This is a genomic window from Micromonospora sp. DT15, from assembly GCF_049841475.1.
Classification (GTDB): domain Bacteria; phylum Actinomycetota; class Actinomycetes; order Mycobacteriales; family Micromonosporaceae; genus Micromonospora.
In genome coordinates this window covers 155,341-181,322 of the sequence record NZ_JBNCKJ010000015.1, presented here as the reverse complement: position 1 = coordinate 181,322, position 25,982 = coordinate 155,341, and the positions used below count along the sequence as shown (strand labels likewise).

Genomic DNA, 25,982 nt, shown 5'->3' with positions numbered 1-25,982 from the left:
CTCAGGCTCCGGTCTGCGCTGTGGTCAGGGCGAGGAAGGCGTCCTCGAGGTTGCGGGAGATGATCTCGACGTCCCGGGCGGCGGTCCGGGTCAGCAGGTGCCGGGCGACGGCATCCGAGTCGCCGGTCCGTACCAGCACGCTGTCGCCGCGCACCTCGACGGCGTCCACGCCGGGCAGCGCGGCGAGCGCGGCCTGGTCGGCACCGGGCAGGGTGGCCCGCACGGTACGGCCGGCGGCCAGGTTCTTGATCTCCGCGGTGGTGCCGTCGGCGACGATGCGCCCCTGCCGGACCAGCACGATCCGGTCGGCGTACGCGTCCGCCTCGTCGAGGTAGTGGGTGGCGAAGATGACTGTCCGTCCGCGCCGGGCGTCACGGCGCAGGGCCTGCCAGAAGTCGCGCCGACCCTCGACGTCCATGCCGGTGGTCGGCTCGTCGAGCACCATCAGGTCCGGGTCGGGCAGCAGGGCCAGCGCGAAGCGCAACCGCTGCTGCTGACCACCCGAGCAGCGCCCGACCACCCGGTCGGCGATGTCGGTGATACCGGCCCGCTCCAGCACCTCCGCCGCCGGGCGGGTGTGCCGGTAGAAGTGCGCGGTCATCCGCACCGTCTCGCCCACGGTGAGGTCCTTGAGCAGCCCACCGGTCTGGAGTACGGCGGCGACGCGACCTCGGGCCACCGCGTCGTCAGGGGTGCCACCGAGGACGCGGACGGTGCCCGTGTCCGGGCGGGACAGCCCGAGCAGCATGTCGATGGTGGTGGTCTTGCCCGCGCCGTTCGGGCCGAGGAACGCCACCACCTCGCCGGGCTGTACCCGAAGGCTCAACCCGTCGACAGCGGTGACCGCGCCGAAGCTCTTGGTGAGGCCGTCCAACTCGACAGCCGGATGCGTACTGGTCATGCCAATCATGCTCCGGCGGCGCGTACCCCGATGCCCGGAGCGGTCGTCACGCTCCGACCGTGACATTTGTCAGGGGCCCGTTCCCCCGGAGGGTTTCCCCGCCCGGCAGCGGGTAACCGCCCGGCCGAAGCCGCGACACCGGGAGGACGCGATGGGTGCCACGCCGCAGGGTCAGGTCGACACGATCGTACTGATCCACGGGCTCTGGATGACGCCGCGCAGCTGGGAGGGGTGGGCCCAGCGGTACACCGAACGCGGCATGCACGTCATCGCCCCAGCCTGGCCCGGCATGGACCGGTCCGTGGAGCAGTTGCGCGACGATCCCGGCCCCATCGCCGAGCAGAGCATGGCCACCATCGTCGCGCACTACGACAAGATCATCCGGGCGTTGCCCCGACCGCCGATCATCATGGGGCACTCGTTCGGCGGCCTGTTCGCCCAGGTCCTCGCCGACCGGGGTCTCGGCGCGGCAGTGGTGGGGGTGCACCCCGCGGCGATCAAGGGGGTGCTCAAGGTGCCGCTGAGTCAGCTCCGCTCGGGCTTCCCGATCCTGCGCAGCCCCGCCAACCGCAGCAAGGCCGTCCCGTTCACCCAGGACGACTTCGCCTACACCTTCGGCAACACGATGAGCCGCGAGGAGTCCGACCGGGCCTGGCAGCGCTACGCCGTCCCGGGCGCCGGCCGGGTCTTCTTCGAGGGCGCCTTCGCCAACGTCGACCCGCGCTCACCCGCCCGGGTCGACGTCGGGCGCACCGACCGGGCGCCGCTGCTGCTGATGGCCGGCGAGGCCGACCACGTGGTGCCGGCGTCGGTGGTCCGCGCCAACGCCGGGCTCTACCAGAAGTCCCGGGCCCTCACCGCGTACGAGCAGTTCCCCGGCCGATCGCACTTCACCGTCGGACAACCCGGCTGGGAGCCGATCGCCGACTACGCGCTGGACTGGGCGCTGCGCGCGGCAGCCCTGCCCCGCGAGGCGACAATCGCCAGCGAAACCCCCCGCCGCTGACCGAGGATCTGCTGGACCTATCAAGTCGTGAATGGATATCCGGCCGTCGTGAACGGTACCGCGAAGGGTTCGAGGCCGAGGCCTACATTCCTGTGCCTGGACACCTTCGAGGGCGCGAAGGCGACCCTCTCACCGTCGTCACCGCGCCGGACGGTTGCATGCTGTCCGTCTCGCTCGACTGAGATGTTGCCCCCGCCGTGCCGCACTCACCCGGTAGGCCACGCCAAGGTCAGTACCGCACTTCAGCGAGGCCTGATATAAAAAGCGCGCCAGATTGATATCATCGACGCTGATCGCCCACCTGAGGAGGCACCGTGAGCCGGACGATCCTTGACGTCGATGACGAACTCCTCGCCGAAGCCGGCAAGGTTCTCGGCACCACGACGAAGAAGGCCACCGTCAACGCCGCCCTCAAGGCGGTCGTCGATCGGGAGAAACGACGACAGTTCGCCGACTGGCTCAAGAGCGGTGGGCTGCCCGACCTGACCGGCCCTGTCGTGACCGCCGAGCCGGACGCGGCGTGAAGCACGAGCAATACCTGCTCGACAAGTCGGCCCTCGCCCGCTGGCCGAAGCGGCACGTGGCTCCGGTCCTTGGTGAACTCTCCGACCGAGGGGTGCTCGCGGTATGCGGGGCTGTCGAGATCGAAGTCATTCACAGTGCCCGGACCGCCAAAGATGCTCAGCGTGCCAGATGGTTGATGGGCGGCTTCCAGTGGCTCTCGATGCCTGACGAAGTCTGGGATCGGGCGATCGACGTGCAGGTGGAGGCCCTACACAAGGGCAACCACCGCGCCCTCTCCATGGCGGATCTGCTGATCGCCGCCACCGCCGAGCGACACGGAGTCACCGTGCTGCATTACGACGGCGACTTTGATCTCATCAGCGCGATCACGGGGCAGCCCAGCGCCTGGGTGGTCCCGTCCGGCACCGCCGATTGATCAGGCTGTCTGCCTGATATTCCGCATGTCGGCGTCCTGGCGGGGTACCTCTGTGCGATGAGGGCCAGTTTCCGGCTTGGCCGGGTCGCGGGGGTGCCGGTCGGTGTCAACTGGAGCGTGCTGGTCATCTTCGCGCTGATCGCGTGGGGGTTGGCCGCGAACCAGTTCCCCCGTTCGTACCCGGACCGCTCGCCCGTGGCGTACACCCTCGCCGGCCTGGCCGCGGCGGTGGTCTTCTTCCTCGGCCTGCTCGCCCACGAGGTGTCGCACGCGGTGGTGGCCAAACGCAACGGGCTGGAGGTCGACGGCATCACGCTGTGGCTGTTCGGTGGCGTGGCCGAGTTGCGGGGCGAGCCGCGTGACCCGGGCGCGGAGTTGCGCATCGCAGGCGTCGGCCCGCTGGTCAGCCTGCTGATCGGGGCGTTCTTCGGTGCCATCGCGGCGTTGCTCGCGCTGGCCGGGCAGGGCGGGCTGCTGTTCGGGGCGGTGGCCTGGCTGGCGGGGATCAACGTGTTGCTGGCCGTCTTCAACGTGCTGCCGGCCGCGCCCCTGGACGGTGGCCGGTTGCTGCGCGCCGCGGTCTGGAAGGCCACCGGCGACCGGACCCGGGCGTCAGTGGTCGCCGCTCGGGCCGGCTGGGTGCTGGGTGTGCTGCTGATCGGCCTGGGGTTGTGGCAGTTCCTGTCCGGTGTCGGTTTCGGTGGGCTCTGGTTGGCGCTGATCGGCTGGTTCCTGATCGGGGCGGCCGGCATGGAGGAGCGGCAGGCGCGCACCGGCACCGCGCTGCGCGGGATCCGGGTGGGCGACGTGATGACCCCGCAGCCGCAGACGGCCTCGGCGCAGATGACTGTCGCGGACTTCGTCGACCACTACCTTTTCGCGTACCGGCATTCGGCGCTGCCGCTGACCGAGGACGGCCGGCCGACCGGGCTGGTCACCGTCGATCGGGTGCGGGGCGTACCGCCGGAGCGGCGGGCGTCGACCACGCTGGCCGAGGTGGCCTGCCGGGCCGACGATCTGGTGCTGGCCCAGCCTGGGGAACAGCTCAACGACCTGCTCCCCCGGCTCTCCGAGTGCGCCGACGGCCGCGCCCTGGTGGTGACCGAAGACGGCCATCTGACCGGCATCGTCTCCCCCAGCGACATCAGCCGCGCCGTCCAACGCAGCACCCTCCGCACCCCCACCCCCTCCCGGTGATCATGGAGTTAGCAGCGCGACACGCCGACCTCGGCACCGTCAACCCCATGATCAACGAAAGGAACGCGCGGGGTCAGGAGTGGGGGCAGGTGTTGCGGTACTCCTGGATGGTTGTGGAGGGCGCGGGTGCGGGGCAGAGGAACTGGTCGTAGCGGGTGTCGTCGTCCACGAAGCGCTTCAGCCAGGAGATGCTGTACTTGGCGACCGTCACGTTCGTCGAGGTGGGCGCGGAGTGGCTGGCGTTGTTGAGTTCCAGGTACGCCTTGTCCAGCGTGGACGGCAGGCTGGTGTAGAAGGGCTCCGAGTGCGACGAGACCGGCGCCACCGAGTCGTTCTCCGCGCCGACGACCAGCGTCGGCACCCGTACGCCGGACCAGTTCTTGACGGTGTGCCAGCCGGTCAGCGGGATCGCGGCCTGCAACTGCGGTCGTGAGTTCGCCGCCGAGAGGCTGCCGCCGCCGCCCATCGAGTGCCCCATCACGGCGAGCCGGTTGCGGTCGATCCGGGTACGCACGCCGCTGGTGTTGGTGAGGTAGTCCAGGGCTGCGAGCAGTTGCGCGCCCCGGCTGGCCGGCTGGTCGTAGCGGGACAACGTGTCGATCGTGATCACCACGAAGCCCTGCGAGGCGAGGCGAGGCCCCAGCCAGGCCACGCTGGACTGGGTGGCGGTGTAGCCGGGTGAGATCGCCACCGCGCCGAAGGTGCCCTCGGCGGTGCTGGTCGGGTAGTAGATCGTCCCGCCCCGGAAACCGCTGACGCTGGAGGCGGCGACGGTGCTCTGGGCGATGGCGAACGCGCCCCGGCTGGCCTCGATGCTGGCCACGGTGGGGGCCGGGCCGCGCTCGTAGGGGCTGGCGGCGGCGTGGGCGGCCGGCGCCGCTGCGCCCAGTCCGGCGCCGAGCACGGCGAGGGCGAGCGCCCAGCGCAGAGCGCGGCGGGGGCGAGGGGCGACTGGTTCGGGGATGATGGCGGGTACGGGCTGCATGTCTCGCTCCGAGGGGTGGAGCCGACGGCCCCGGGACGGGGACCGGACGATGAGACTCATCGACAGACGTCAGTGTCCGCTCGGGGTCTCGCACCCCACCAATCCCAGCCGCCCCATGCCGCCGCGCTATGACACGCGCTGGATCACCGGGGGAAGTAGCGGTCCATGGCCTCGGTGCGGAACGTGCCCTTCGGGTCCAGGTCGGCCAGGAGCGCGGCGAAGTCGTCGTAGCGCGGGTAGCGGGCGGACAGCTCGGCCGGGTCGGTGACGAAGACCTTGCCCCAGTGCGGGCGGGGCGCGAAGGGCGCCAGCCGCTCCTCCACGGCGGCCACCACGGGCAGCACCGCCGCGGTGTCGTCGACCCAGGTGAAGTGCAGCACGAAGCTGTCGCGCCGGTAGTTCGGGCTGAGCCACAGCTCGTCGGCCGCCACCGTCCGCAGCTCGGACACCAGCAGTACCGGGGCGATCAGGTCCGCCACGTCGTCCAGGGCGGCGAGCGCGTCCGCCGCCGCCGTACGCGCGACGTGATACTCGGACTGCAGCTCGTCGCCGCTGCTCGGGGTGAAGCCGAGCTTGAAGTGCGGCAGCCGCTCGTGCCACGGGCCCGGCTCGCCGAGCTGCGGGGTGCAGTTCTCCGCCGGCATCCCGAGCACCGGGTGCCGGGGCTGGTCGGCCGCCATGGTGCCCAGCCAGTCCGCCGGCGGTGACGGCTCGTCGGCCACCTGCTTGCGCCACACCTCGCGCAGCCGGGGCGTACGGAAGTCGGTGAAGACACTCACGCTGTACGCCGAGCCGAGCGCCTCGTCCAACGCCGTCCGGTCCAGGTCGAGGCGTACGTACTGGCGCAGCGCGAAGGTCGGCACGACGTCCAGCGTGACGCGGGTGACCAGGCCGAGTGCGCCGAGCCCGACCACCATGCCCGCGAACGTGTCGGTGTCGCGGTCGACCCGCAGCAGGTCGCCGTCGGCGGTGACCAGTTCGAGGCCGGCGACCGCGCTGGCCAGGTTGCCGTGGGTCTGACCGGAGCCGTGGGTGGCGGTGGCCACCGCGCCGGCCACCGAGATGTGCGGCAGCGAGGCGAGGTTTTCCAGCGCGTACCCCTGGGTGTGCAGCTGTCGGGCGACGTCGCCGTAGCGCATCGCGCCGCTCACTGTGACCTGCCCGCGCTCGTGGTCCACCTCGACGGCCGGGGGCAGCCCGGCGAGGCTGACCAGGTCACCGTCGGTGTCGCCGAGACGGTTGAAGGAGTGCCCGCTGCCCACCGCCCGGATCCGGCTGCTGCCGGCGACGAGCCGGCGCAGCTCGTCGACGGAGGTGGGGCGGTGGAACGCCTTCGCGGCGTACCGCACGTTGCCGGCCCAGTTGCGGCGCGGAACGTCAGTGGTCGACGCGGCGTGCGATCCCTGCGCGGTCATGTGGCGGTCTCCCGATCGGTGCTCTGGTGGTCGGCCAACGCGGCGACGAGGGCACCCAGAACGGTATCCGTCTCGGACGTGTTGTAGCCACGCTGGGCGATCGGCAGACCAGCCCTGGTGGCGAGTTCGATCTCCCCACGGGCCGCCTGCCGGGCTGACGTGTCCCCGGACATCAGCGCGTCCTGGCCGCGTCGGATCAACCGGTCGACCCGGTCCATCTGGTAGCCACGCAGACCGATCATGAGCTCCGGTGCCTCGAAGGCGGCGCGGCGCACCGCGAGCAGGTCGACGAACCGGTCGCCGGCATAGCGGGTCAACGCGGCCGACACCTGCTCGGGCTGCTCACGGACCTGGTCGAGGACGAGCAACTCGATGGCCGGGCGACCGTCGGACGGGTGGCGCGCCGTCACCAGCTCACGGGGCACACCCTGCACAGGAACCAGCAACAGTCGCGGTGGTCTCGCGTAGCCGTCGCGTCGGGGCGGCTCGTCGAGGACGAGCGTGTCGACCTCGTCCCACCGAATCTCCCGGCGCAGGCCGGGACGCCGGATGCTGAGCCCTTCCGAGTGGATCCCGAACCGGAACGGCCGCATCGCGCTGACCAGCGCCACCGCGCCGAGCGCGATCGCCCCCACCGCGATGATCGTCCGTAGCAGGGCGCCGTCGCTGGGATAGACCAACAGAAGCACTCCACCGAGTACGCACACCGAGGCGAGCGCACGGGCCCCCCGATTCCGGCGCAGTTCCACGCTCGGACCCCCGTTTCATGACCGTGGCGTCGGTCCCGACATCTTCCGCCAGACCGGGCACCAGGGACACCGGTCGATCGGGCACGGTTGTTCTCGTCGTCGTCGGGGAACCCTACGCCCATGAGCAGCTACCGTGATCCGGCCGCACGAGGCGACGTCTTCCCCTCCGAGGAGGAGCTGGACCCGACCGGCACCGAGGTCGAGCAGGCCAGCGCGCCGCCGGCCGGCGGGTCTTCGAGCCACCCGTCGCCGACGCCCGGTCCTCGGCCCACACCGACGCCCGCGCCCGCCCCGACGCCGGTGCCGGCACCCGGCCCGCCGCCGCGCGCCCCCGGCGCACAGTCGATCGTGACGCGTCACCTGGACGGCTCGGTGGAGGTGGTCACCGACCTCGACGGTGACGGCGTCGCCGACGTCGTCCAGATCGACGTGGACGGTGACGGGATCCCGGACATCACCTACGTGGACAGTGACCGCGACGGGCGGCTGGACACCGTGCTGGGTGACCCGAACGCGGTCGGGACGGGCTTCCACCGGGCCTGACCGGCGAGGTCGTCCCACGGCCACCCGACCGAGTCAGAGCTTCGCCATCACCTCGCCGGCGACCAGCTCCAGGTGCTCCAGGTCGCTGAGGTCAAGCACCTGGAGGTAGAGCCGCTCGCTGCCGATCTCCGCGTACCGGCCGATGGTGTCCAGCACCTCGGCGGGCGTGCCGGCCAGACCGTTGGCCCGCAGCTCGTCCGGATCGCGACCGATGGCGGCAGCGCGGCGGGCCACCTCGGCGTCGTCGCGCCCGCAGCAAAGCACCAGGGCGTTGGACCAGACCATCTCGGCCGGGTCCCGGCCGATCTCGATGCAGGCCGCGCGTACCCGGTCGAACTGCGCCGCGGTGTCCGGCACCGAGGCGAACGGCAGGTTGAACTCGTCCGCGTAGCGGGCGGCCAGCCGAGGGGTGCGCTTCGGGCCCGTACCGCCGAGCAGGATCGGAGGACGGGGCTGCTGCACGGGCTTGGGCAGGGCCGGCGAGTTCCGGACCGGGTAGTACCGGCCGTCGTGGTCGAACCGCTCCCCCGGCGGCGTGGCCCAGAGCCCGGTGATGACGGCGAGCTGCTCCTCCAGCCGGTCGAACCGCTCGCCCAGCGGCGGGAACGCGAGGCCGTACGCGCTGTGCTCCTCGGCGTACCAGCCGGTGCCGATGCCCAGCTCCACCCGGCCGCCGCTCATCTGGTCGACCTGCGCCACAGTGATCGCCAGTGGGCCGGGCAGCCGGAAGGTGGCGGCGGTCATGAGCGTGCCGAGCCGGATGCGGCTGGTCTCCCGGGCCAGGCCGGCGAGCGTGGTCCACGCGTCGGTGGGGCCGGGCTCGCCGCTCACGTCACCCATCTTCAGGTAGTGGTCGGACCGGAAGAACGCGCCGTAGCCGGCGTCCTCGGCGCAGCGGGCGACGGCGAGCAACTGGTCGTAGCTGGCACCCTGCTGGGGCTCGGTGAAGATCCGAAGTTCCATGATCCGAGCATAGGGAGCCGATCGGCGGTGGCGCGTCGGGACGACGACCGTCGTCATATGCTTTGACAGTCATATGACGGAGGAGGCATATTGGGAAGGTGTCCACCGACGCCTTCACCGTCCTCGCCGAGCCCACCCGGCGCCGGATCCTCGATCAGCTCCGCGACGCCGAACGCAGCGTCGGCGAGCTGGTCGACGGGCTCGGGGTGAGCCAGCCAGCCGTCTCCAAACACCTGCGGGTGCTTCGCGACGCCGGCTTCGTCACCTGCCGGACGGCCGCCCGACAGCGGATCTACCGCCTCGACCCCGGCCCGCTGCGGGTCGTCGACGGCTGGCTCGACCCGTACCGGCGGCTCTGGGCCCGACACCTGGAAGCCCTGGAACGGCACCTCGACAGTCAGGAGCAGTGAATGGACCGCGACGCGTTCCGCCCGAGCCCACCCGCCGACGTACGCGCCGAGCGAAACGACGCTCGCGCGACCCTCGTCTTCGTCCGCGACCTGCGGCATCCGCCAGCCACCGTCTGGGCGGCACTGACCGACCCGGCCGAGCTCGCGCAGTGGGCGCCGTTCCTCGCCGACCGCGATCTCGGCAACGCCGGCGCCGCCGTGCTCACCCTCGTCGACGGCGAGGCCACCCAGGAGGCCCCGACGACGGTACGCCGGGCCGAGCCGCCGCACCTGCTGGAGTACACCTGGGGCGACGACCTGCTGCGCTGGGAGCTGAGCCCGCTGGGCAGCGGCACCCGGCTCACCCTGCGGCACACCGTCGCCGACCGGGGCATGCTGCCGATGGTCGCGGCCGGCTGGCACCTCTGCCTCGACGTGGCCGACCAGTTGCTCGACGGCGACCCGGTCGGCCCGATCCGCGGCGCGGAGGCCAAGGACTTCGGCTGGCCCGAGCTGCGCGACGCGTACGCCGAACGGCTCGGTGAGGGCTGACCGGTGCAGTTCCGGCGGCCCCGGAGCCCGGAGCCGCCGGAACCCGGTCAGACGTACGGCCGCTTGGCGTACGCCTCGCGCAGCGCGGTCAACCCGACCGCCTTCGGCACCAGGGTGCCCCAGCCGGAGTTGAAGTAGTTGGTGCGCACGATCCGTGGCCCGCGCTCGGCGTTGAGCTGGGCGATCGCGGGCGGGACGGTGGCGATCCAGGCGGCCTGGTTCGGAATCTCGGCGACCCTGACGCCCCACTCCGCGATGATCACGGGTCGGGACAGCGCCACCGGGCCGAGATCCGCCACCGCCCAGTCCTTGGTACGCCGAAACCGGGCCAGCGCGGTGTGGCTGGCGTTGGTGCCGTACACGTTCCACTGGAGGTAGTCGAGGCGGGACATCAGCGACTCCGGGTGGGTGCGCTGGAAGCATTCCCGGTCGAAGCCGCCCAACCCCACCGAGAAGGTCGTCCCGGTGGGCAGGGTCCGCGCCTTGAACCACGTCAGGATGTAGTTCATCGCCTGCACCGCGCGAGCGTCCGACTCGGCCCAGGTGTACGCCTTCCCGTCCTCGGTGGTGCCGAACTCGTGATCGGTGTCCAGTTCCGAGGCGAGCTGGATGTTCACCCCGAAACCGAGCGCCCGGTACTGCGACAGGGCGCGGGCGAACAACCCGTCGCACTGCCCCTTGATCACCTGGTTGTACCCGTACGCCCTCGGCCAGGTGGTGCCGGGTCGCTGCTGGATGGTCATCGACGGGGCCGGCACCGTGTAGCTGACGCCGTCCACAGTGAAGCTCTGCGGCCCGTAGTTCGGGGCGCCGTAACTCTTCAACTCCAGGACCATGTTCATCTGCACACCGGCCTTACCCAGGTTGACCAGCCAGGGCCGGTTGTAGCCGGGGAAAATGTAGCCGTCGGCGAAGCTGCGGTACTGGGTGAGCGACCGGAAGTTGCCGCCGGCCATGTCGGCGGTCGGGTCGGCGCCTCCGGAGAGGTAGTAGCCGCCGAGCACGGGTTGGCTCAGGCTGTAGTCGGCGGCCGCCGTCGCGGTGTTGCCGGCGGCGTCGCGGACCTGGACGGTGACCCTGGGCATCACGCCACCGACCGATACACGGCCACGGAGCCGTTGTCGGAGACCCGGGTCCAGGTACGTCCGGAGTTGTCGGTGACGGTGACCGTGAGCGGGTCGATGACCGCCGTGACCTTGACCGGCGCGCTGCTGTTGCCCTGCGCGTCGGTGACCACGATGGTGACGGTCAGCGGTTTGGTGTCGGCGTCTGAGTAGGTGACGGTCAGCAGCATCTGGTCACCCGGCGCGAAGACGGATGCGTTCAGGGCTGCGGTTGCTGTGGGAGCGGCCATGTCGGGCCCTTTCTTGCTCGGTCGCCGGGCCTCGGCGCGCGGTCGAGCGACGCCGGACCCCGGCGGGGTCCACAGTGCGAAAGGCCGGCGGGGCACGGGGACGGCGGGCACGACCAGCGGCCGGCGCTGCCTGACTGCCGATGGTGCTGACGTCCTTGTCCCGATGGGCGGAGGCACCGCTGCGGGCGCCCGCAGGGGTGTCGGTGACAGCCACGGCCTGTCGTACGCGCGATCGGCACGGCAGCTGTGCCGTGACCGCCACGGCTTCGAGGCCGGGCTGGGTGCGGGCGGCACCGGTGCGGACGATGTTGTCCCCACCGGGCCGGAGGATCGGGATGTGGCCCGCCACCCGTCTACCTCCACCTGCCCCAAGGGTGCCCTACCAGGGGATTTACCGTCTTGTCCGAATTGCGACAAGAGCCCGGAAGGGCGGGGTGCGACGGTTACTCAGGCACCCTGGATCGGGCAGCGGCAGCGCCCGAGCAGGTCGGCCGGGAGCGCGGTGTCCGCGGCGGTGGCGACTGGTCCACCCGATCTGGCATCCTGGTCAAGTGGAACCCCGTTCCGCTAACAATGACACGGGACGCTGTTCCGTTTGCCAAGTGGGAGGTAACGGCGCGTTGGTCGACATCGACGGCGAACCAGGGAGGCCGACCCCGCGGAAGCGGGCCGACGCCCGGCGCAACGAGGCGACACTGCTGGCCGCCGCCGCCTCGGCCTTCGTCACCTCGGGCGTGGACGTGCCCGTACGGGACATCGCCACCCGGGCCGGCGTCGGTGTGGGCACCATCTACCGCCACTTTCCGACCCGCGCCGACCTCATCGTCGCCGTCTACCGACACCAGGTCGAGGCGTGCGCGGAGGCCGGGCCGACGCTCTTGGCGGAGAGCGACACACCGCACGCCGCCCTCGCCCAGTGGATCAATATCTTCGTCGACTTCCTGGTCACCAAGCACGGCCTCGCCGAGGCGCTACAGTCCGACAACGCGGCCTTCGAGGCGCTGCACGCCTACTTCCTGGACCGGCTCCTGCCGGTGTGCGCCCAACTGCTCGACGCCGCTGCCGCGGCTGGCGAGATCCGCCCCGACGTGAGGGCCTTCGAGCTGCTGCGCGGTGTCGGCAATCTCTGCATCGGCGCCGGCGAACCCCGCTATGACGCGCGTCGCATGGTCGAACTCCTCGTCGCGGGGCTGCGCCAACACGAGGTCACCGGGCCGCGATAGCTTATTGATCATGGCGAACTGGGAGCTTCGGCCGGCCTCGGCGGCGGACGTCGAGGCGGTGGCCGAGTTGCGGGCGGTGGTGCTGCGGCCCGCCGCGGACGCCCACTGGCTGGAGCACTTCTACCTGGCTCCGCGGCTACAGGGCAGTGGCATCGGCACAGCAGTTCTGCGCGAGTTGCTGCGCCGGTGCGACAGCGCCGGCACGCCGGTCCGGCTGAACGTGCTGCGGGGCAGCCCGGCCCGCAGCCTGTACGAGCGGCACGGCTTCACCCTCGACACCGAGGATGCGGTGGACGTGTTCATGGTTCGCGCACCCAACACGATCGCCGCCCAGACTCCGACAGTGTCAATGTAACGTTGACGGATGACGTCGGAGCTGGCCCGGTTGGCGGAGGTCCGCGCCACCCGCGCCCGCCTGGACGAGCAGGAGCTGGAACTCATCGACCGCGCACGCCACGACGGTACGACGTGGGCTCAGATCGCTACGGCACTCGGCCTCGGCAGCCGGCAGGCCGCCGAGCAGCGTCGACAACGGCTGGTGGCGGCACGGTGGTCCCGGCGGCAGCAGCTCGACCTCCGGATGCCTCAGCAGATCGCGGCGCTGCGGGCGGCGGTGGCCGACCTGGCCCGGTGGATCGGGGCCGACCAGCGGTGGGACAGCCGATTTCGTCGAGCGGCGCTCGTCCGGAGCACAGTGGACGCCGCGCTGGACGCGGCCCCGGGTTCGCTGCACGCGTTGGCCCTGCACCTCACCACCGATCTCGCCGGAGCGGGTGAGCGACTGCCCGCGCCGGCGCGGACCGCCGCGAGGAAGATCGACGTCGCCCTGTCAACGATTGATTGACAAAGGCCAGCAGCATTGCCTGCGGTTCCGCTCAAGCTTGAGGATATGAGTCACCTCGACTCAACTCGGAGTGCTCATGCGTCGCAACGTGGGCCTGTTCGTGGCGATCTCCCTGCTGTCCGGCTTCGGCAGCAGCGCCATGTCCCTGGTCGCCGGCATCTGGATCCTGGACCTCACCGGCTCCACCAGCCTCGCCGCCCTCGCCGGGCTCTGCGTCTACGCCCCGGTGCTCACCGGCCCGTGGTTGGGCGGTCTGCTCGACCGGGCGGCCCGGCGGCCGCTGGTCATCGCCGTCAACCTCATGCTGGCGGCCGCCCTGCTCGCACTCCTCGCGGTGCGCGGGCCGGGGCAGACCTGGCTCATCTTCGCCGTCGCGTGCGCCTACGGCGTCAGCTACGTGCTGATCGACGCCGGCGAGACCGCGTTGCTGCCGTCGGCACTCGCGCCGGCCGAACTCGGTGACGTCAACGGGTGGCGCTCCAGCGCGCAGGAGGGCATGAAGCTCGTCGCTCCCCTGGCCGGGGCCGGCCTCTACGCGTGGCGCGGCGGCCACGCGGTCGCCGTCCTCAGCGCCGCCATGCCGGTCCTGGTCGCCACCCTGTACGCGCTCCTTCGCCTCAACGGTGCGCCCACCGGCCGGCCCACCGAAGGCGGCAACGACCCACGTGCCGGATTGGCGGTCCTGTTCGGACAGCGAGCGACACGGCTGGCGGTCGTGCTCGCCGCGGTGTCGATAGCCATGTCCGGCTTCACGACCGCGGGAATCTACGCGATCGTCGTGACCGAGCTACGCCTGCCGACGACGTTCCTCGGTGTGCTGGCCAGCGCGCAGGGCGCGGGTTCCGTTCTCGGTGGCCTGATCGTCGGCCGGCTCATCGCGGCGAGAGGTCCCGTGGCCGTCGGTGTCGCCGGAACGGCGCTGTTCGCGGTCGGCTGCCTGACGCGTTGCCTGCCGTGGTGGCCGGCAACTGTCGTCGGGGCGGCGGTGGCCGGCGTCGGGCTGCCCTGGACCCTGGTCGCGGCGGTGACCGCCGTACAGACCCACACGCCGTCAGCGCTGCTGGGACGGGTCTCCGCGACGGCCAACACCGCGATGTTCGGACCGCTCGTCGTGGCGATACCGCTCGGCTCCGCGGCCGTCCACCTCGGCGCCCGCCCGCCGCTCATGGCAGCCGCGGCAATCTGCCTGACCGCCGTGGTGATGGCGACGTTCCGCCGCCGGTCGACGCCGTACGACGAGACGCCGGCCGCGTCCACACCACGCCGGACGGCTGGGACGGGTCCGGCGAGCCGCTGACCGGCTTCACCCGCGTACCGGATGGGTCGCCTGAGAGGCGAGTCGTGCCGGGCGATCCGTTGATCAAGTGATGAAAAGTAGGTCAGGAGCAGCGCTCAAAGCTACTTTTCATCACTTGATCATGGCGCGAGCGGTGGGACGGGCACCGGGACGGCGGCACCGCCCGCCCGGATACTGTCTAGTCATGCCGCTCAGCCCGGACGAGGTCGAGGTGTTCGAGCACTCCAGGCCCCGCCTGGAGGCGATCGCCTACCGCCTGCTGGGTTCGGCCAGCGACGCCGAGGACGCCGTCCAGGACACCTTCCTCCGCTGGCAGGGCGCGGACCGGGAACACGTCGAGACGCCCGAGGCGTGGCTGACGAAGGTCCTCACCAACGTGTGCCTCAACCAGCTGACCTCGGCGCGGGCCAGGCGGGAGACCTATGTGGGCACGTGGCTGCCCGAGCCGGTCCTCGGCGGGGACCGGATGCTCGGCCCGCTCGACACCGCCGAGCAGCGCGAGTCCGTCTCGATGGCGGTGCTGACCCTGCTGGAGCGGTTGTCACCCAACGAGCGCGCGGTGTACGTGCTGCGGGAGGCATTCGGCTACCCGCACGGTGAGATCGCCGAGATCCTCGGCATCACCGAGTCGAACTGCCAGCAGACCTACCGGCGCGCCAAACAGCACGTCACCGCCGAACGGGCCCCCGCGGAGGTCGACCGGGCCACCGCCCGGAAGGTCGTCGCGGAGTTCCTCACGGCGGCCAACAACGGCGAGATCCAGCGGCTGGTGGAGTTGCTGACCAGTGACGCGACGAGCACCGCCGACGGTGGCGGCAAGATCCCGGCCCGGGCCGCGCCGATCGTCGGCGCGCTGGCGGTGTCGAAGTTCCTACGTGGCCTGTTCAAGCCGACCGACGTCAAACGGGACCTGGTGGGTGGCAGCCCAGCCGTGCACGTCGCCACCGCCAACGGCGCTCCGGCGGTGGTGGTCGTGATCGACGACCGGGTCATCGGCGTGATGTCGCTGGAGGTGACGCCCGAGGGCGTCGCGGCCATCCACAACCAGGTCAACCCCGACAAGCTCGTCCGCGCCACCCGGCAGTGGTCCGCCTCCGAGCACGAGGAGCCCACCCTCCGCGTCTGGTGATCCAGCTCATAGCCGACTCCTGTCAGGAATCGCGTCGCTGTCCGGTTCAGGAAGCGACCACCACCGAGACAGGAGTGCCACCATGAAGCACCGCATCGTCGTCCTCGGAGCGGGTTACGCCGGAGCCATGGCCGCCGGGCGTCTCGCCAAGCGGCTGCACCCGGACGACACCGAGATCACCCTCGTCAACGCCGACGCGGATTTCGTCGAGCGGGTCCGCATGCACCAACTCGCCACCGGACAGGACCTCACACCACGCCCACTGAGCAAGGTCTACGCCGGCACCGGCGTAACGCCTCGGCAGGCGCGGGTCACCGCCGTCGACGCCGACCGCAGGACCGTCGCGCTCGTCGACGACAACGGCACCGACGAGATCACGTACGACACGCTTGTCTACGCCCTCGGCAGCGTCACCGCCGACCACGGCGTTCCCGGGGTCGCCGAGCACGCGTACGACATCGCCGGCAGGCCCTCGGCGCTGCGGTTGCGCGACCGCCTCGCCCACCTCGCTGCCGGCGGGACCGTGCTCGTCGTCGGCGGGGGCCTCACCGGCCTCGAAGCGGTCACCGAGATCGCGGAGGCCCGGCCGGACCTCGACGTCGCGCTCGCCACCCGCGGCGGTCTCGGCGACTGGCTCAACGGCAAGGCGCAGCAGCACCTGCGCGGCGTCTGCGACCGGCTCGGCATCACAGTGCACGAGCACGCCGACATCACGCGGGTCGAGGCGGACGGTGCGGTCACCCGCGACGGTCGGGAGATCCCGGCCCAGGTGACGGTGTGGACGACGGGCTTCGCCGTGCACCCCATCGCCGCCGCCACGACCCTGGCGGTGGCGCAGACCGGCCAGATCATCGTCGACGCCAGCATGCGGTCGGTCTCACACCCCGAGGTGTACGCGGTGGGCGACGCCGCGATCGCCGAAGGACCGGGCGGCAAGCCACTGCGGATGTCCTGCGCCTCGGGCATCCCCATGGCATGGCAGGCCGCAGACGCCATCGCCGCACGCCTGACCGGTCGGGCGAAGTTCCCCAAGGCCCCGCTGCGCTACGTCAACCAGTGCATCAGCCTCGGTCGCCGCGACGGCATCATCCAGTACGTGACCGCCGACGACCGGGCCAGGCCCGCCCAGCTCACCGGGAAGCTGGCGGCCCGGTACAAGGAGTTCGTCTGCGCGGGCGCCGCCTGGAGCATGGCGCACCCGGTCCTGTACCCGGTCCGCCGCCACCGCGTCTTCCCCACCCGATCGGAGATCCGCACGGCCTCGTCCTGAGCGGCGCTTGGGCGGCCCCGATGTGTCAGCCGTGCACGCCTGCTACCGGTTCGCCACCGAGGAAGCCCTCCAGGATCTCGGTGAAGCGCGCCGGCTGCTCCTCGGCCACGTAATGGCCGCAATCGTCGAGGACCACCCCGGTGACATCGTCGGCCGCCAGCCGCATCGTCTCGGCGACCATCGCGCCGGTGTACCGCGCGCCGCCTACGGCGAGCACCGGCAGCGTCAGTCGGGTCTTCCTGCGCTGCTCGTTCTGCGCGATCGTCTCGTCCAGCGCCCGGTAGTACCCGAAGCTCGCCCGCAGCCCGCGAGGATCCGCGACGATCGCTTCGACGTAGACGTCGACGACGTAGGCGGGGATCGCCTCAGGGGTGGCTGCCTTCTTGGCGAACTGGTAGCCGAAGAAGAGCCGCTCCCGCCCCCGGACCAGCTCTTCGTTCAGGTCGGTGAGCCGGTTGAAGCCGAAGTGCCAGAGCCGCTGGTTGACCGCGTCCGAGCTGAAGACGGACGGGGTCGGCGTGAGACCGGGGATGATGGCGTCGACGACGGCGAGCCTGCCCACCCGCTCGGGGTGATCGGCAGCGAGGGCGTATCCGGTCCACATGCCGATGTCGTGGCCGACCAGGTCGAACCGGTCGTGCCCGAGCGCGGCCATCAGAGCGACCAGATCGGCGGCCAGCGTGCCGGCGTCGTAACCGTCGTCGGGCTTGTCGGAGAGCCCGGCCCCGCGTGGGTCGACGGCGACGACGGTGTGCTCGCGGGCGAGTGCGGGCATTACCTCCCGCCAGGCGTACCAGGTCTGTGGCCACCCGCCGACCAGCAGCAGCGGCGGGCCGTCGCCGCCGGTGACCGCGTGCAGCCGCAGCCCGTTCACCTCCACGAGGCGGCTGGTGAAGACGTCGGTGAACCCGTCGGGCAGCCGTAGCGAACTCAGGTTTGTCATGCCGGCGACCATACACATCTTGAAACGATCGGTACAAGATTCTTGAAACGATCGGTGCAAGATCTGTAGGCTGACGACATGGCGGGCCGCAAGCAATTCGACGTGGACGAGGCGCTACGACGCGCGATGCACGTCTTCTGGCGCTGGGGCTATTCCGAGGCCTCGATCGACCGTCTCACCGAAGGCACGGGCCTGGGCCGGAGCTCGCTCTACGGCACCTTCGGCGACAAGAGCACCCTCTTCCGGAAAAGCCTCGAACGGTACGCGCAGACCTACCACCCGCTGTACGACCAGGCCCTGTCCGGCCCCCACCCGAGCCCGAGCGCCGTGGTGGCCGCCTACCTGCAGGTCACCCTGAACCGCATCGCCGACCCGACGGTCCCGGACGGCTGCCTGCTCACGGTGTCGGCGACGCAGTTCCCGGCCCTCGACGCGGAGGGCCAGGCGATGGTCCGCGCCATGATCGACGGTTTGCGGGCGATGCTGGAGCAGTCGTTGCTGGCGGCGGGGGCCGATGAGCCGTCGGCGGCAGAGCTGGCGTTGTGCACGCTGGCAACGAACAAATCCCTCGCGGTGCTGAGCCGCGCCGGCTTCTCGGGCGAAGACCTGGCAACCGTCGCCGCAGCCGCCGCCCGCATCCCGGACACCACACCCACTACCTCGAGTAGCGCAATGGACACCCATGGCCCCGGCGAAGTCGTCTGGTGATGCCCGTCGCCGCCGTCAAGGCTGTCCATATGCTCGCGAGAATGAGTGTTCCGGAACCCCGCTCCGCGTCGACCGGGGAGGTCGGGCGGAGCGGGACGGTGGACGGCCTGCCGGTCAGAACCCGCCCCACTGGCGGGCCGAGCACTTCCAGGTCTTCCCGTTGTCCTGCGAGACGCAGAACACGAGGATCTTGCCCAGGATCGGCAGGTTGAGGGTGAAGAGGTGGCCCTTGGTCTTCGCGTAGACGACGCCAGACTTCTCGGCGATGTCGGCCAGCGCCCACTCCGGGTCCGGTCGGTCCACTGTCGCCACCCGGCGCAACGACGTGATGTCCCTGCCGTCGAGGAGTGTCCTGATCTCGTCCGCCGACGGCTCGCCGTCGCCGATGAGCGTCTGCACGCTGGACGGGCCGTCGACGGCGACACCATTCGCCTTCTCGAAGGCCGCCTTCGTCCCGCCGACCGTGGTGCCGCCGGCCAGGTCGAGGGTGAGGATCAGCTCCCCGGTCCGGCGCGACAGCAGGCATTCCCAGACGGACTTGCCGGACGCGACGCACATGGTCAGGCACCACTCCCGGCCGCCGGAGGTGGACGAGGCGAAGAGCAGGGACGTCGCCGTCCCGCCGTCGCCAGTGCCGTCGTACGTGCCGTCGGCGAGGTCGGCCATTGTCGTGCCGAGCACGTCCCGGCTGCCCGGGATCGTGCCGACGACCTTGACGCCGTCGACCTCCTTGCCGGCGGCGAGCGCCGCGAGTTGGTCGCTGGTGAGGGTCCGCCCGCCGGTGTCGACGGCCAGCACCTTGTCCAGGTCGCCGACGGGCCGACCAGTCAGGTCCTCTAGTTGTCGAAGCATCGCGCCCGGGGCACCGGTGTGGTCGGTGATCGTCGTCCGGGCCTCCCCCTCGGCGGCCTGGGACGGGGCGTACGAAGCCGTCAGTCCGACGATCAGGGCGGTCGTGACGATGGTGGCGCGCCTGGTGATGTCCCGCAGAGTTGTCATGCTGTCCTCATTTCCGTGATCGGTGTCGGCGGGGTGGGACGGGCTACCAGCGACACGTCACGATGTCGCCAGTGGTGTTGGGAGACCCCCACTCGCAGTGGTCGTCGATCCACTCACCGATCTCGCCGATCGTGTCCACGATCCAGGCGAACACCGACTTGATCGCACCCCACAGGCTGAAATAGACGACAGTCGTCTCGGGTGTCCCGCCGGCCTCGTCGATGACGTCCTTCGTCGACATGGCGGCGTCGGGCTTCTCGATGGTGTCCAGCACCCGTACCCCGGTGTCGTCCTTGCCAGCCAGCAGCGCCTCGATCTGCTCCGGGGTCCGCTCCTTGCCGTCGTCGACCGCCACGATGGCGCGGTCGACAAGCACCTCCCGGCTTCCGCTGACGGCTTGGGCGATGCCGGCGATCTCGCCCACTGTGAGGTCGTTGCCGAGCGCGGGGCCGGTGAACCGCTGGACCGACACGGCTCCGGACGGCTCGATCTGGATCTCGGCGGCAGTGATCATGTCGTCCGCCCCGAAGGGTGCCCAGGCGAACGTCCACTTCCCGCCGACGCAGCGGAACGGGCCGTGCTCCCGGCCCTCGGGCGCGGTCTCGGTGCGGAGGACCTTGCCGCGCTCGTCGACGTGCTGGACCACGCAGTCGGCGCCCTTCTGCTGCGGCTTGTCGGTCTGGGCGACGGCGGCGGAGGACATGGCCAGCACCGTCGCGCTGACCACCCCGATCACCGCGAGGCGGTGTGCCAGAAGACTCATCGGACGCTCCGTTCCTGATGCGGAAGAGACTGGTGTCCGAAGAGTGCCGGGCGGCGCTGAAGCGGCCCGGAAACGGCGCTGAAAGCGACGTACGTCAGCGCAGCCGAGTGGCGTCGAGCTGTTCGAGGTCGGCGCGGATCGAGTCGGCGTCGGCATCGCCGAGCTCGTCGAGAATGGTCAGGGCTCGCCGCCACGCGGCACGGGTGGCGGGGACGTCGCCGAGCGCCAGGTGGCTGCCGCCGAGGTTGACGTACGTGCCCGCCTCGGCGTACCTGTCGTTGACCTGCGTGAAGAGTTCGAGTGCGTGCTCGTAACAGGCGATGGCCCGCCGGTCGTCGCCGAGCTGGTGGTGGGCGTGGCCGAGGCTGTCCCAGGTGTCGGCCTGCCCCTGGACGTCGTCCACCTCCTGCAACATCCGCAGCGCCTGGCCGCACGATTCGAGGGCCTTGTGGTAGTTGCCGAGCAGCGCTTCCTGCCAACCGACCGCGTTGAGGGTGTACCCCTGCCCGGCCCGGTTTCCGGCCCTTCGAAACAGGGTCAGCGCCCGCCGGGAATGGTGCAGCGCCTGCTGGTGCTGCCCCTGCCGCTCGGCCAGTTGACCAAGGTTCAGGCAGGTGTGCGCCCGTCCGGCGTCGTCGCCGACGTCGGTGAACAGGTCGAGTGCGCGCCGCAGGTGGTCGTCGGCCTCGTCGTACCGTCGGAGCCGGGAGCAGGCGAGACCGAGGCTGCGGTGCGCGTGGCCCTGCCCCGCCTGGTCCCCGATGCGGGACGCGGCGGCCAGAGCGATCTGCTGTGTGCCGAGCCAGTCCTGCCAGTGCCCCTGCCGGTGCAGAAAGCCGGCCATGGTCCAGGCGAGCTGCCAGGCGTGTCCCTCGAACCCGGACCGCGCCGCGAGCGGCACGGTGGCGAGCAGGACGGGGACCTCGGTGGCGAACCACGCCGCGGCGGCCGATCGGCTCCTGGGGCGTTCCGGCGTCACACCCGCCCGGGGTGGCGGGAGGCTGATCGCGCTGAAGTGCGGGTGCAGCGCCAGGTCGGCGGCGTGAGCGGTGTGCAGGCAGTGGTCGAGCAGCCGGTGGATGGCGGCCCGACGCTCGGCCGGCGGCTCGGCCTCCTCGGCCAGGTCGGCGGCGTACGCGCGCAGCAGGTCGTGGAACGCGTAGCGCCCGTACGTGTGCTCGGTGAAGAGGTTCGCCCGGGTCAGCTCGGTGAGCAGAGGGCCGGTCGCCTGTCCGTCGACGCCGGCCAGGCTGGCCACGGCCGGGGCGGAGACGTCCGGGCCGGGATGCAGGCTCAGCAGCCGGAACAGTCGGGCCGCGGCCGGGCTGAGCGTCCGGCACGACCAGGAGAAGACCGCCCGTACGTCGGTGGCCTCGTCACCTGCGCGGAAGGCGTCCAGGTCGCCCAGCTCGCCGGCGACGGCGGCCAACGAGAAGCGCCGGTTGGTGGCGGCTCTGGCGGCCACGATGGCCAGGGCGATGGGCAGCCGGGCGCACCGGTCGGCGATGGTGTCGGCCGCGGCGGGTTCGGCGGCGACCTGGCTCTCCCCGAGCCGGCGGACCAGCATGTCGCGGGCCTCGCCGGGGCTCAGCAGGTCCAGGGGCACCGGTTGGGCGCTTTCGGTGACGACCAGCGGGATGAGCTGGTCGCGGCTGGTGACGATGGCGAGGCAGTCCGGTGAGCCGGGCAGCAACGGCCGGACCTGCTCCGCGTCGCGCGCGTTGTCCAGCACCACCAGCAGTCGCTTGCCCGCCACCGTCGTGCGGTACAAGCTCGCCATCGAGTCCAGGTCGCGGGGCATCCGGGCCACCGGAACGCCGAGCGCCTCCAGGAAACCGTGCAGCGCCCGCACCGGTTCGGTTGGTGTGGCCGCCGGGTCGAAGCCGCGCAGGTTGACGTAGAGCTGCCCGTCGGGGAAGCGCTCGGCCGCGCGGTGCGCCCAGTGCACGGCGAGGGCGGTCTTGCCGACGCCGGCCGTCCCGGACACCACTACGGTGCCGCCCCGGTCGATCAGCGCGTCGAGGGCGGCGAGCTCCGCGTCGCGTCCGGTGAACGTGGGTACGGGAGGAGGCAGTTGCGCCGCCACCCGCGTCGGTGCCGCCGGGGCCGGTGCGGCGATGGCGCTGTCCTGGCGCAGGATGGCGCACTCCAGGTCGCGTAGCCGCGGACCCGGGTCGAGGCCGAGGTTCTCCCGCAGGTTGTCGCGCAACCGCCGGTACGTGGCGACCGCCTCGCCCTGCCGGCCGTCGCGGTACAGGGCGAGCATCAGCTGCGCGTGCAGGTGCTCGTCGAAGGGGTGTTGTCGGACGAGCCGTTCCAACCCGGGGACGAGGCCGGCGTGCTCACCGACGGACAGCCGGGCCTCGGCGAGCGACCGTTCGGCCTCCAACCGTAGGCGTGCCAGGTGTTCTGCCTGCTCCTCAAGCCAGGCCGACCCGGCCACGTCGGCCAGCGGTGGGCCCCGCCACAGTGCCACCGCGGCCGTCAGGTGCTTCACCTGCTCGTTGGGGTCCGTCGAGCGCCGGGCCAGCTCGATGAGGCGCTCGGCGGCCTGGACGTCCGTGGAGTCCGGCCCGGTGTCGAGCAGATAGCCGGGCTGGCGCGCCACGATCGATCCGGGCTCACCGAGCACCCCGCGTAGGTAGGACACGTGGCGTTGCAACGTGTTCGCCGCGGTGGCCGGTAGCTGGTCGCCCCAGACCACGTCGACGAGCCGGTCGATGCTGACGACACGGCCCGCGTGCAGCGCCAACGTGGCCAGAACCGCCTTGCGGCGTACACCGTTCACCGCCTGCGGAGCGCCGGCGACGACCACCTCCACCGGCCCGAGCAGCCTGACCCGCACGCCCGTACCAACCATCGAGATCACCGAATCAGGCTAAATCTCCACCCCGGCATGCTCGATCCGTTCGTCGCGCACTGGACACGATCCAGGGGGACACCAGAACCGGACTCCGGGAGCTAGCCTCTAGCGCACTACGGCAGGGAGGTGCGCAGATGGAGAGCGCTGTGACCACACGTAACGGCAAGGTGATCGTCGACCAGACCATCTCCGCCGACGGGTACTCGGCCGGGCTCAACCAGACCGAGGAACGCCCGTTCGGCGACGACGGCGGTGACGGCGGGGGCCGCAGGCTGCACGCCTGGATGTTCGACGCCGCCGAGGAGAACCAGGCCGAGATCGACCAGATCACCGACGCGTCGGCGGTCATCATGGGGCGCAACATGTTCGGCCCCGTGCGCGGTGCGTGGGATCGGCAGTGGAACGGCTGGTGGGGTGACGACCCACCGTTCCACAAGCCGGTGTTCGTGCTCACCCATCACGCACGGGAGCCGCAGCCGATGGAGGGCGGCACCACCTTCCACTTCGTCACCGACGGGATCGAGTCGGCCCTCACGCGGGCCCGCGCGGCGGCCGGTGGCGGCGACATCCTGATCCACGGCGGTGCGACCACCATCAACCAGTACCTCGCCGCCGGCCTCGTCGACGAGCTGCGCCTGCACATGGTGCCGCTCACCCTCGGCGCCGGTGTGCGGCTGTTCGACGGCGTCCCGTCGCTGAAGCTCGAACAGGTGACGGCACGGGCGGCAAGCGCGGTCCTGCACGTCACCTACCGCGTGCTCTCCTGAAGCGACGGAGGATGCGTTGTCCGCCATCGCGTCACTGACAGTGGTCCCCAGGGACAGCATCCTTGAGCTGGCGCGCCTGGCCCGCACATCGCCGTCGTCGTTCCGCGCGTACCTGGCCGCACACGGGCGCAGGGCGCGGCAGGAGTACGACTGGTCCGGCTACTGCATGCTGTACGTCCTGACCTATCTGGAGGAGCGCGGCATCGACCTGGATCCGCCGGAGCTCAACGCCGAGTCGGAGGCCATCAACAGCGCGTACGGCCTGACCACGCTCATCACTCCCGCACCAGGGTTACTGGATCAGCTCGATCCCGGCGGGCACCGCGCGGAGGATCTGGCAGCCCACTTCGCCGAGATGGGGATGGACTTCGAGGAGAGTGGCCCGGCCGGGCTGGACGGGCTGAGGCTGTTGCGCGACTGCGTCTCCGACCTCAGCGACCACCAGGTGTTGCTGCTGCACATCGGCTGAACGCGCCGGACGGCTGTCGTCGCATGCCCGGCGACTACCGGGACCGTCTGTCGCGGGGGGTGAGCGGCCGACCCGCCGCGTCCTGAACGGCAACCGACACCGAGTTCTTGCCAGCCCAGTCCGGGCCGGTTGGTGCGGCCTGCATCACGAAGCGCCTGGACCCGTCGGAGCCGTGGACCTCGAGCGGCACCAGTTCGGCGTTGCGGAAGCGGGCCTGGACATCGCCGCCGTCCGCGGCCACCTCGGCTCGGGCGGCAGCGGCGGGAAGCATGCCGAAGATGATCGGGGCGGCGGCGCCGCGGAGCGTACGGACGCTGAGTTCGTAGTTCTGCAGAACTCCGGACTCGGTGCAGGCGCGTTCCACTGTCGCGCCGTCCTGACGCAGGTAGAGACACTCGCCCCAGGTGCTTTCCCGAACCTGGACCACCGACCAGTGCACGCCGCCCGTCGTGCCTTCGGTGAGTAACCGGGGACCGGTGACGCTCGGCCGCCGCCCGTCCCAGCCCTCCCAGGTGAGGCCGCCGACCACGGCAAGACCACCGAACACCACCACGGCAGCCACCACGGAACGGAAACGGCTAGTAGACAACCAGATCACCGCCTTGCGCGTCGTGCAGCCGCAGCGACACGACCTCGACCCGGTCGCCCGCATCGGGTACGTACACGGCGTAGACCCGGTAGGCGTCGTGACCCGATGCGATGGTGGTCGCCTCGCGTGGCGTCCCGTCGCCAAGGGTGATCTGGATCGACGTGGCGGCGGCCGGCACGATGCCGTAGAGGATCGCCTCCGGCAGGCGCCGGCCCAGACGTTCCGAATGGACCTGCTCGACCCGCCCACCGGCCAGCCAGCCGTCGCCGTCAGCCACCCGGGGCCAGGCGCAGTCCTTACCCGCCTCCCGCCAGTTGACGTACGGGTCGGAGAACGTCTCCCGCTCAAGTTTGGCGCAACGGACATCGAACGAACCGGTGACCCGGAGCCGGTAGTTGTCGCCCTCGTCGAGGGTGAAGAAGGCGACGTTGCTCTTCCACCGGTCACCGATGGCGACATAGGTCCAGCCGGAGACCGCCAGCAGAACGAGAAGGACGATGAGACCCCGGCGTACGGCCCTGCGCGGTGCGGCGGTCATGCGGCGCTCCTCGGTGGGTGTGACGCACTCACGGTAGCGCCGACGCACCAGCGCCTCGGGGAGACCGAATGCCTACCCTGTCAGCTCGCCGTCTTCCACCCGCCGGACAACGGCCTCGACGTGAAGAACATCGACAGTCGTAGGATGCCCATCGTGGGATATACGGTGTGGCCGTCAGGCCGTCTGCACCTACCAGAGTCGGACGACGCCGCCGCGGTCGCCGCCGCCAAGGCCGCCATGGCCGAACAGGCTGGTTGGTACAAACCCGATGGGTCTCCGTCGGATGACACGCTTGTCGACATAGCGTGCGAGGCCAGAGCCTCGATCGTCCGCGACGGCGACTGGATCGAATTCGATCATGACGACGAGGGTGACCCCAAGTGGTCGTACCAGGCCATCGCCTTCTACGTCGCGATCGCGCCGTTCGTTCGCTCCGGAACTGTCCACATCGAAGGCGAGGACGGTGCCCGCTGGTCCTACACCTACGCGGACGGGCAGGTGACCCAACAGGGTTGGAACGGTTGGGACGGATCCGTCGAACCGTTTGGTCAGTACGTCGACCGTGGGTAATGTGGCCGCCCACTGT

30 protein-coding genes are annotated in these 25,982 nt (G+C 70.9%); 17 read left to right on the top strand and 13 right to left on the bottom strand.

From position 1 onward, the window contains the following. Position 1 precedes the first annotated feature (1 nt). On the bottom strand, positions 2 to 874 hold the full coding sequence (locus ACLQ3F_RS28690) for an ABC transporter ATP-binding protein (RefSeq protein WP_425852610.1): 873 nt from the start codon (positions 872 to 874) through the stop codon (positions 2 to 4). Positions 875 to 1,052: 178 nt separating this feature from the next. Between ACLQ3F_RS28690 and ACLQ3F_RS28685 the strand changes: the two genes are divergently transcribed. The 4 genes from ACLQ3F_RS28685 (at position 1,053) to ACLQ3F_RS28670 (ending at position 4,044) form a co-directional block, all read left to right on the top strand. Beyond that, a complete protein-coding gene (locus ACLQ3F_RS28685) occupies positions 1,053 to 1,907 on the top strand; it encodes an alpha/beta hydrolase (protein WP_357196008.1) in 855 nt (284 codons plus the stop codon). A gap of 314 nt (positions 1,908 to 2,221) precedes the next feature. Continuing rightward, positions 2,222 to 2,431 carry a type II toxin-antitoxin system VapB family antitoxin gene (locus ACLQ3F_RS28680; protein ID WP_366608997.1) on the top strand — a complete coding sequence of 70 codons (210 nt, stop codon included), beginning with the start codon at positions 2,222 to 2,224 and terminating at the stop codon, positions 2,429 to 2,431. After that, positions 2,428 to 2,847, top strand: coding sequence for a PIN domain nuclease (locus tag ACLQ3F_RS28675; RefSeq protein ID WP_425852584.1), 420 nt, complete (start codon positions 2,428 to 2,430; stop codon positions 2,845 to 2,847). Before ACLQ3F_RS28680 ends, ACLQ3F_RS28675 begins: the two co-directional genes overlap by 4 nt. A 57-nt stretch (positions 2,848 to 2,904) precedes the next feature. Next, on the top strand, positions 2,905 to 4,044 hold the full coding sequence (locus tag ACLQ3F_RS28670) for a site-2 protease family protein (protein WP_425852582.1): 1,140 nt from the start codon (positions 2,905 to 2,907) through the stop codon (positions 4,042 to 4,044). 73 nt (positions 4,045 to 4,117) lie between these two features. Here ACLQ3F_RS28670 and ACLQ3F_RS28665 read toward each other — a convergent pair whose 3' ends face one another. From ACLQ3F_RS28665 to ACLQ3F_RS28655, 3 genes are all read right to left on the bottom strand, one after another. After that, positions 4,118 to 5,029: an alpha/beta hydrolase gene (locus tag ACLQ3F_RS28665; protein WP_425852581.1), complete on the bottom strand. Its 912-nt coding sequence runs from the start codon at positions 5,027 to 5,029 to the stop codon at positions 4,118 to 4,120. Positions 5,030 to 5,172: 143 nt separating this feature from the next. Then, the gene (locus ACLQ3F_RS28660) at positions 5,173 to 6,444 is read right to left on the bottom strand and encodes an FAD-binding protein (protein ID WP_425852579.1); all 1,272 of its coding nucleotides are present in this window, start codon (positions 6,442 to 6,444) and stop codon (positions 5,173 to 5,175) included. Then, positions 6,441 to 7,124 (bottom strand): hypothetical protein, encoded by a 684-nt coding sequence (locus ACLQ3F_RS28655; protein WP_425852577.1) that lies wholly within the window; start codon positions 7,122 to 7,124, stop codon positions 6,441 to 6,443. The genes ACLQ3F_RS28660 and ACLQ3F_RS28655 overlap by 4 nt, the downstream gene beginning before the upstream one ends. A 189-nt stretch (positions 7,125 to 7,313) precedes the next feature. Here ACLQ3F_RS28655 and ACLQ3F_RS28650 point away from each other — a divergent pair, with 189 nt between their 5' ends. Beyond that, positions 7,314 to 7,736, top strand: a complete 423-nt coding sequence (locus tag ACLQ3F_RS28650) for a hypothetical protein (protein WP_425852576.1) — start codon at positions 7,314 to 7,316, stop codon at positions 7,734 to 7,736. Between the two features lie 33 nt (positions 7,737 to 7,769). Here ACLQ3F_RS28650 and ACLQ3F_RS28645 read toward each other — a convergent pair whose 3' ends face one another. Then, complete coding sequence (locus tag ACLQ3F_RS28645) at positions 7,770 to 8,699, bottom strand: LLM class F420-dependent oxidoreductase (RefSeq protein WP_425852574.1); 930 nt, start codon at positions 8,697 to 8,699, stop codon at positions 7,770 to 7,772. A gap of 98 nt (positions 8,700 to 8,797) precedes the next feature. Here ACLQ3F_RS28645 and ACLQ3F_RS28640 point away from each other — a divergent pair, with 98 nt between their 5' ends. Together ACLQ3F_RS28640 and ACLQ3F_RS28635 are read left to right on the top strand one after the other, a co-directional pair. Next, entirely contained in the window at positions 8,798 to 9,109 is a 312-nt protein-coding gene (locus tag ACLQ3F_RS28640) for an ArsR/SmtB family transcription factor (protein WP_425852572.1), read from the top strand. Continuing rightward, positions 9,110 to 9,640, top strand: coding sequence for an SRPBCC family protein (locus ACLQ3F_RS28635; RefSeq protein ID WP_425852570.1), 531 nt, complete (start codon positions 9,110 to 9,112; stop codon positions 9,638 to 9,640). A gap of 47 nt (positions 9,641 to 9,687) precedes the next feature. Here ACLQ3F_RS28635 and ACLQ3F_RS28630 read toward each other — a convergent pair whose 3' ends face one another. Next, entirely contained in the window at positions 9,688 to 10,725 is a 1,038-nt protein-coding gene (locus ACLQ3F_RS28630; protein WP_425852569.1) for a hypothetical protein, read from the bottom strand. Continuing rightward, positions 10,725 to 10,994: a hypothetical protein gene (locus ACLQ3F_RS28625; protein WP_124859437.1), complete on the bottom strand. Its 270-nt coding sequence runs from the start codon at positions 10,992 to 10,994 to the stop codon at positions 10,725 to 10,727. Before ACLQ3F_RS28625 ends, ACLQ3F_RS28630 begins: the two co-directional genes overlap by 1 nt. 629 nt (positions 10,995 to 11,623) lie before the next feature. Between ACLQ3F_RS28625 and ACLQ3F_RS28620 the strand changes: the two genes are divergently transcribed. The 6 genes from ACLQ3F_RS28620 to ACLQ3F_RS28595 all read left to right on the top strand — a co-directional run bounded on the left by ACLQ3F_RS28620 (position 11,624) and on the right by ACLQ3F_RS28595 (position 16,757). Continuing rightward, on the top strand, positions 11,624 to 12,217 hold the full coding sequence (locus ACLQ3F_RS28620) for a TetR/AcrR family transcriptional regulator (RefSeq protein WP_425852609.1): 594 nt from the start codon (positions 11,624 to 11,626) through the stop codon (positions 12,215 to 12,217). Between the two features lie 10 nt (positions 12,218 to 12,227). Continuing rightward, positions 12,228 to 12,572 (top strand): GNAT family N-acetyltransferase, encoded by a 345-nt coding sequence (locus tag ACLQ3F_RS28615; RefSeq protein WP_425852567.1) that lies wholly within the window; start codon positions 12,228 to 12,230, stop codon positions 12,570 to 12,572. A 9-nt stretch (positions 12,573 to 12,581) separates the two neighbouring features. Further along, complete coding sequence (locus tag ACLQ3F_RS28610; protein ID WP_425852565.1) at positions 12,582 to 13,061, top strand: hypothetical protein; 480 nt, start codon at positions 12,582 to 12,584, stop codon at positions 13,059 to 13,061. A gap of 76 nt (positions 13,062 to 13,137) precedes the next feature. Beyond that, positions 13,138 to 14,358: an MFS transporter gene (locus ACLQ3F_RS28605; RefSeq protein WP_425852563.1), complete on the top strand. Its 1,221-nt coding sequence runs from the start codon at positions 13,138 to 13,140 to the stop codon at positions 14,356 to 14,358. Between the two features lie 184 nt (positions 14,359 to 14,542). Continuing rightward, entirely contained in the window at positions 14,543 to 15,487 is a 945-nt protein-coding gene (locus ACLQ3F_RS28600) for an RNA polymerase sigma-70 factor (RefSeq protein WP_425852562.1), read from the top strand. An 82-nt stretch (positions 15,488 to 15,569) separates the two neighbouring features. Further along, complete coding sequence (locus ACLQ3F_RS28595; RefSeq protein ID WP_425852560.1) at positions 15,570 to 16,757, top strand: NAD(P)/FAD-dependent oxidoreductase; 1,188 nt, start codon at positions 15,570 to 15,572, stop codon at positions 16,755 to 16,757. A gap of 25 nt (positions 16,758 to 16,782) precedes the next feature. Here the strand turns inward: ACLQ3F_RS28595 and ACLQ3F_RS28590 are convergent, their stop codons facing one another. After that, positions 16,783 to 17,700: an alpha/beta fold hydrolase gene (locus ACLQ3F_RS28590; RefSeq protein WP_425852558.1), complete on the bottom strand. Its 918-nt coding sequence runs from the start codon at positions 17,698 to 17,700 to the stop codon at positions 16,783 to 16,785. Between the two features lie 78 nt (positions 17,701 to 17,778). Between ACLQ3F_RS28590 and ACLQ3F_RS28585 the strand changes: the two genes are divergently transcribed. After that, positions 17,779 to 18,408 (top strand): TetR/AcrR family transcriptional regulator, encoded by a 630-nt coding sequence (locus ACLQ3F_RS28585; RefSeq protein ID WP_425852556.1) that lies wholly within the window; start codon positions 17,779 to 17,781, stop codon positions 18,406 to 18,408. A gap of 114 nt (positions 18,409 to 18,522) precedes the next feature. Here the strand turns inward: ACLQ3F_RS28585 and ACLQ3F_RS28580 are convergent, their stop codons facing one another. The 3 genes from ACLQ3F_RS28580 to ACLQ3F_RS28570 all read right to left on the bottom strand — a co-directional run bounded on the left by ACLQ3F_RS28580 (position 18,523) and on the right by ACLQ3F_RS28570 (position 23,030). After that, complete coding sequence (locus ACLQ3F_RS28580) at positions 18,523 to 19,407, bottom strand: hypothetical protein (protein WP_425852554.1); 885 nt, start codon at positions 19,405 to 19,407, stop codon at positions 18,523 to 18,525. 43 nt (positions 19,408 to 19,450) lie between these two features. Next, entirely contained in the window at positions 19,451 to 20,170 is a 720-nt protein-coding gene (locus ACLQ3F_RS28575) for a hypothetical protein (RefSeq protein WP_425852552.1), read from the bottom strand. A 94-nt stretch (positions 20,171 to 20,264) separates the two neighbouring features. Further along, on the bottom strand, positions 20,265 to 23,030 hold the full coding sequence (locus tag ACLQ3F_RS28570) for a BTAD domain-containing putative transcriptional regulator (RefSeq protein WP_425852607.1): 2,766 nt from the start codon (positions 23,028 to 23,030) through the stop codon (positions 20,265 to 20,267). A gap of 137 nt (positions 23,031 to 23,167) precedes the next feature. On the opposite strand from ACLQ3F_RS28570, the gene ACLQ3F_RS28565 reads away from it, so the two are divergent. Both ACLQ3F_RS28565 and ACLQ3F_RS28560 read left to right on the top strand, forming a co-directional pair. Beyond that, positions 23,168 to 23,800, top strand: a complete 633-nt coding sequence (locus tag ACLQ3F_RS28565; protein ID WP_425852550.1) for a dihydrofolate reductase family protein — start codon at positions 23,168 to 23,170, stop codon at positions 23,798 to 23,800. Between the two features lie 16 nt (positions 23,801 to 23,816). Continuing rightward, a complete protein-coding gene (locus ACLQ3F_RS28560; RefSeq protein ID WP_425852548.1) occupies positions 23,817 to 24,269 on the top strand; it encodes a hypothetical protein in 453 nt (150 codons plus the stop codon). A 34-nt stretch (positions 24,270 to 24,303) separates the two neighbouring features. Here the strand turns inward: ACLQ3F_RS28560 and ACLQ3F_RS28555 are convergent, their stop codons facing one another. Next, on the bottom strand, positions 24,304 to 24,831 hold the full coding sequence (locus ACLQ3F_RS28555; protein ID WP_425852546.1) for a hypothetical protein: 528 nt from the start codon (positions 24,829 to 24,831) through the stop codon (positions 24,304 to 24,306). Between the two features lie 16 nt (positions 24,832 to 24,847). Next, positions 24,848 to 25,396, bottom strand: coding sequence for a hypothetical protein (locus tag ACLQ3F_RS28550; protein ID WP_425852544.1), 549 nt, complete (start codon positions 25,394 to 25,396; stop codon positions 24,848 to 24,850). Between the two features lie 120 nt (positions 25,397 to 25,516). Here ACLQ3F_RS28550 and ACLQ3F_RS28545 point away from each other — a divergent pair, with 120 nt between their 5' ends. Further along, a complete protein-coding gene (locus ACLQ3F_RS28545; protein WP_425852542.1) occupies positions 25,517 to 25,966 on the top strand; it encodes a hypothetical protein in 450 nt (149 codons plus the stop codon). The last annotated feature ends 16 nt before the right edge of the window (positions 25,967 to 25,982 follow it).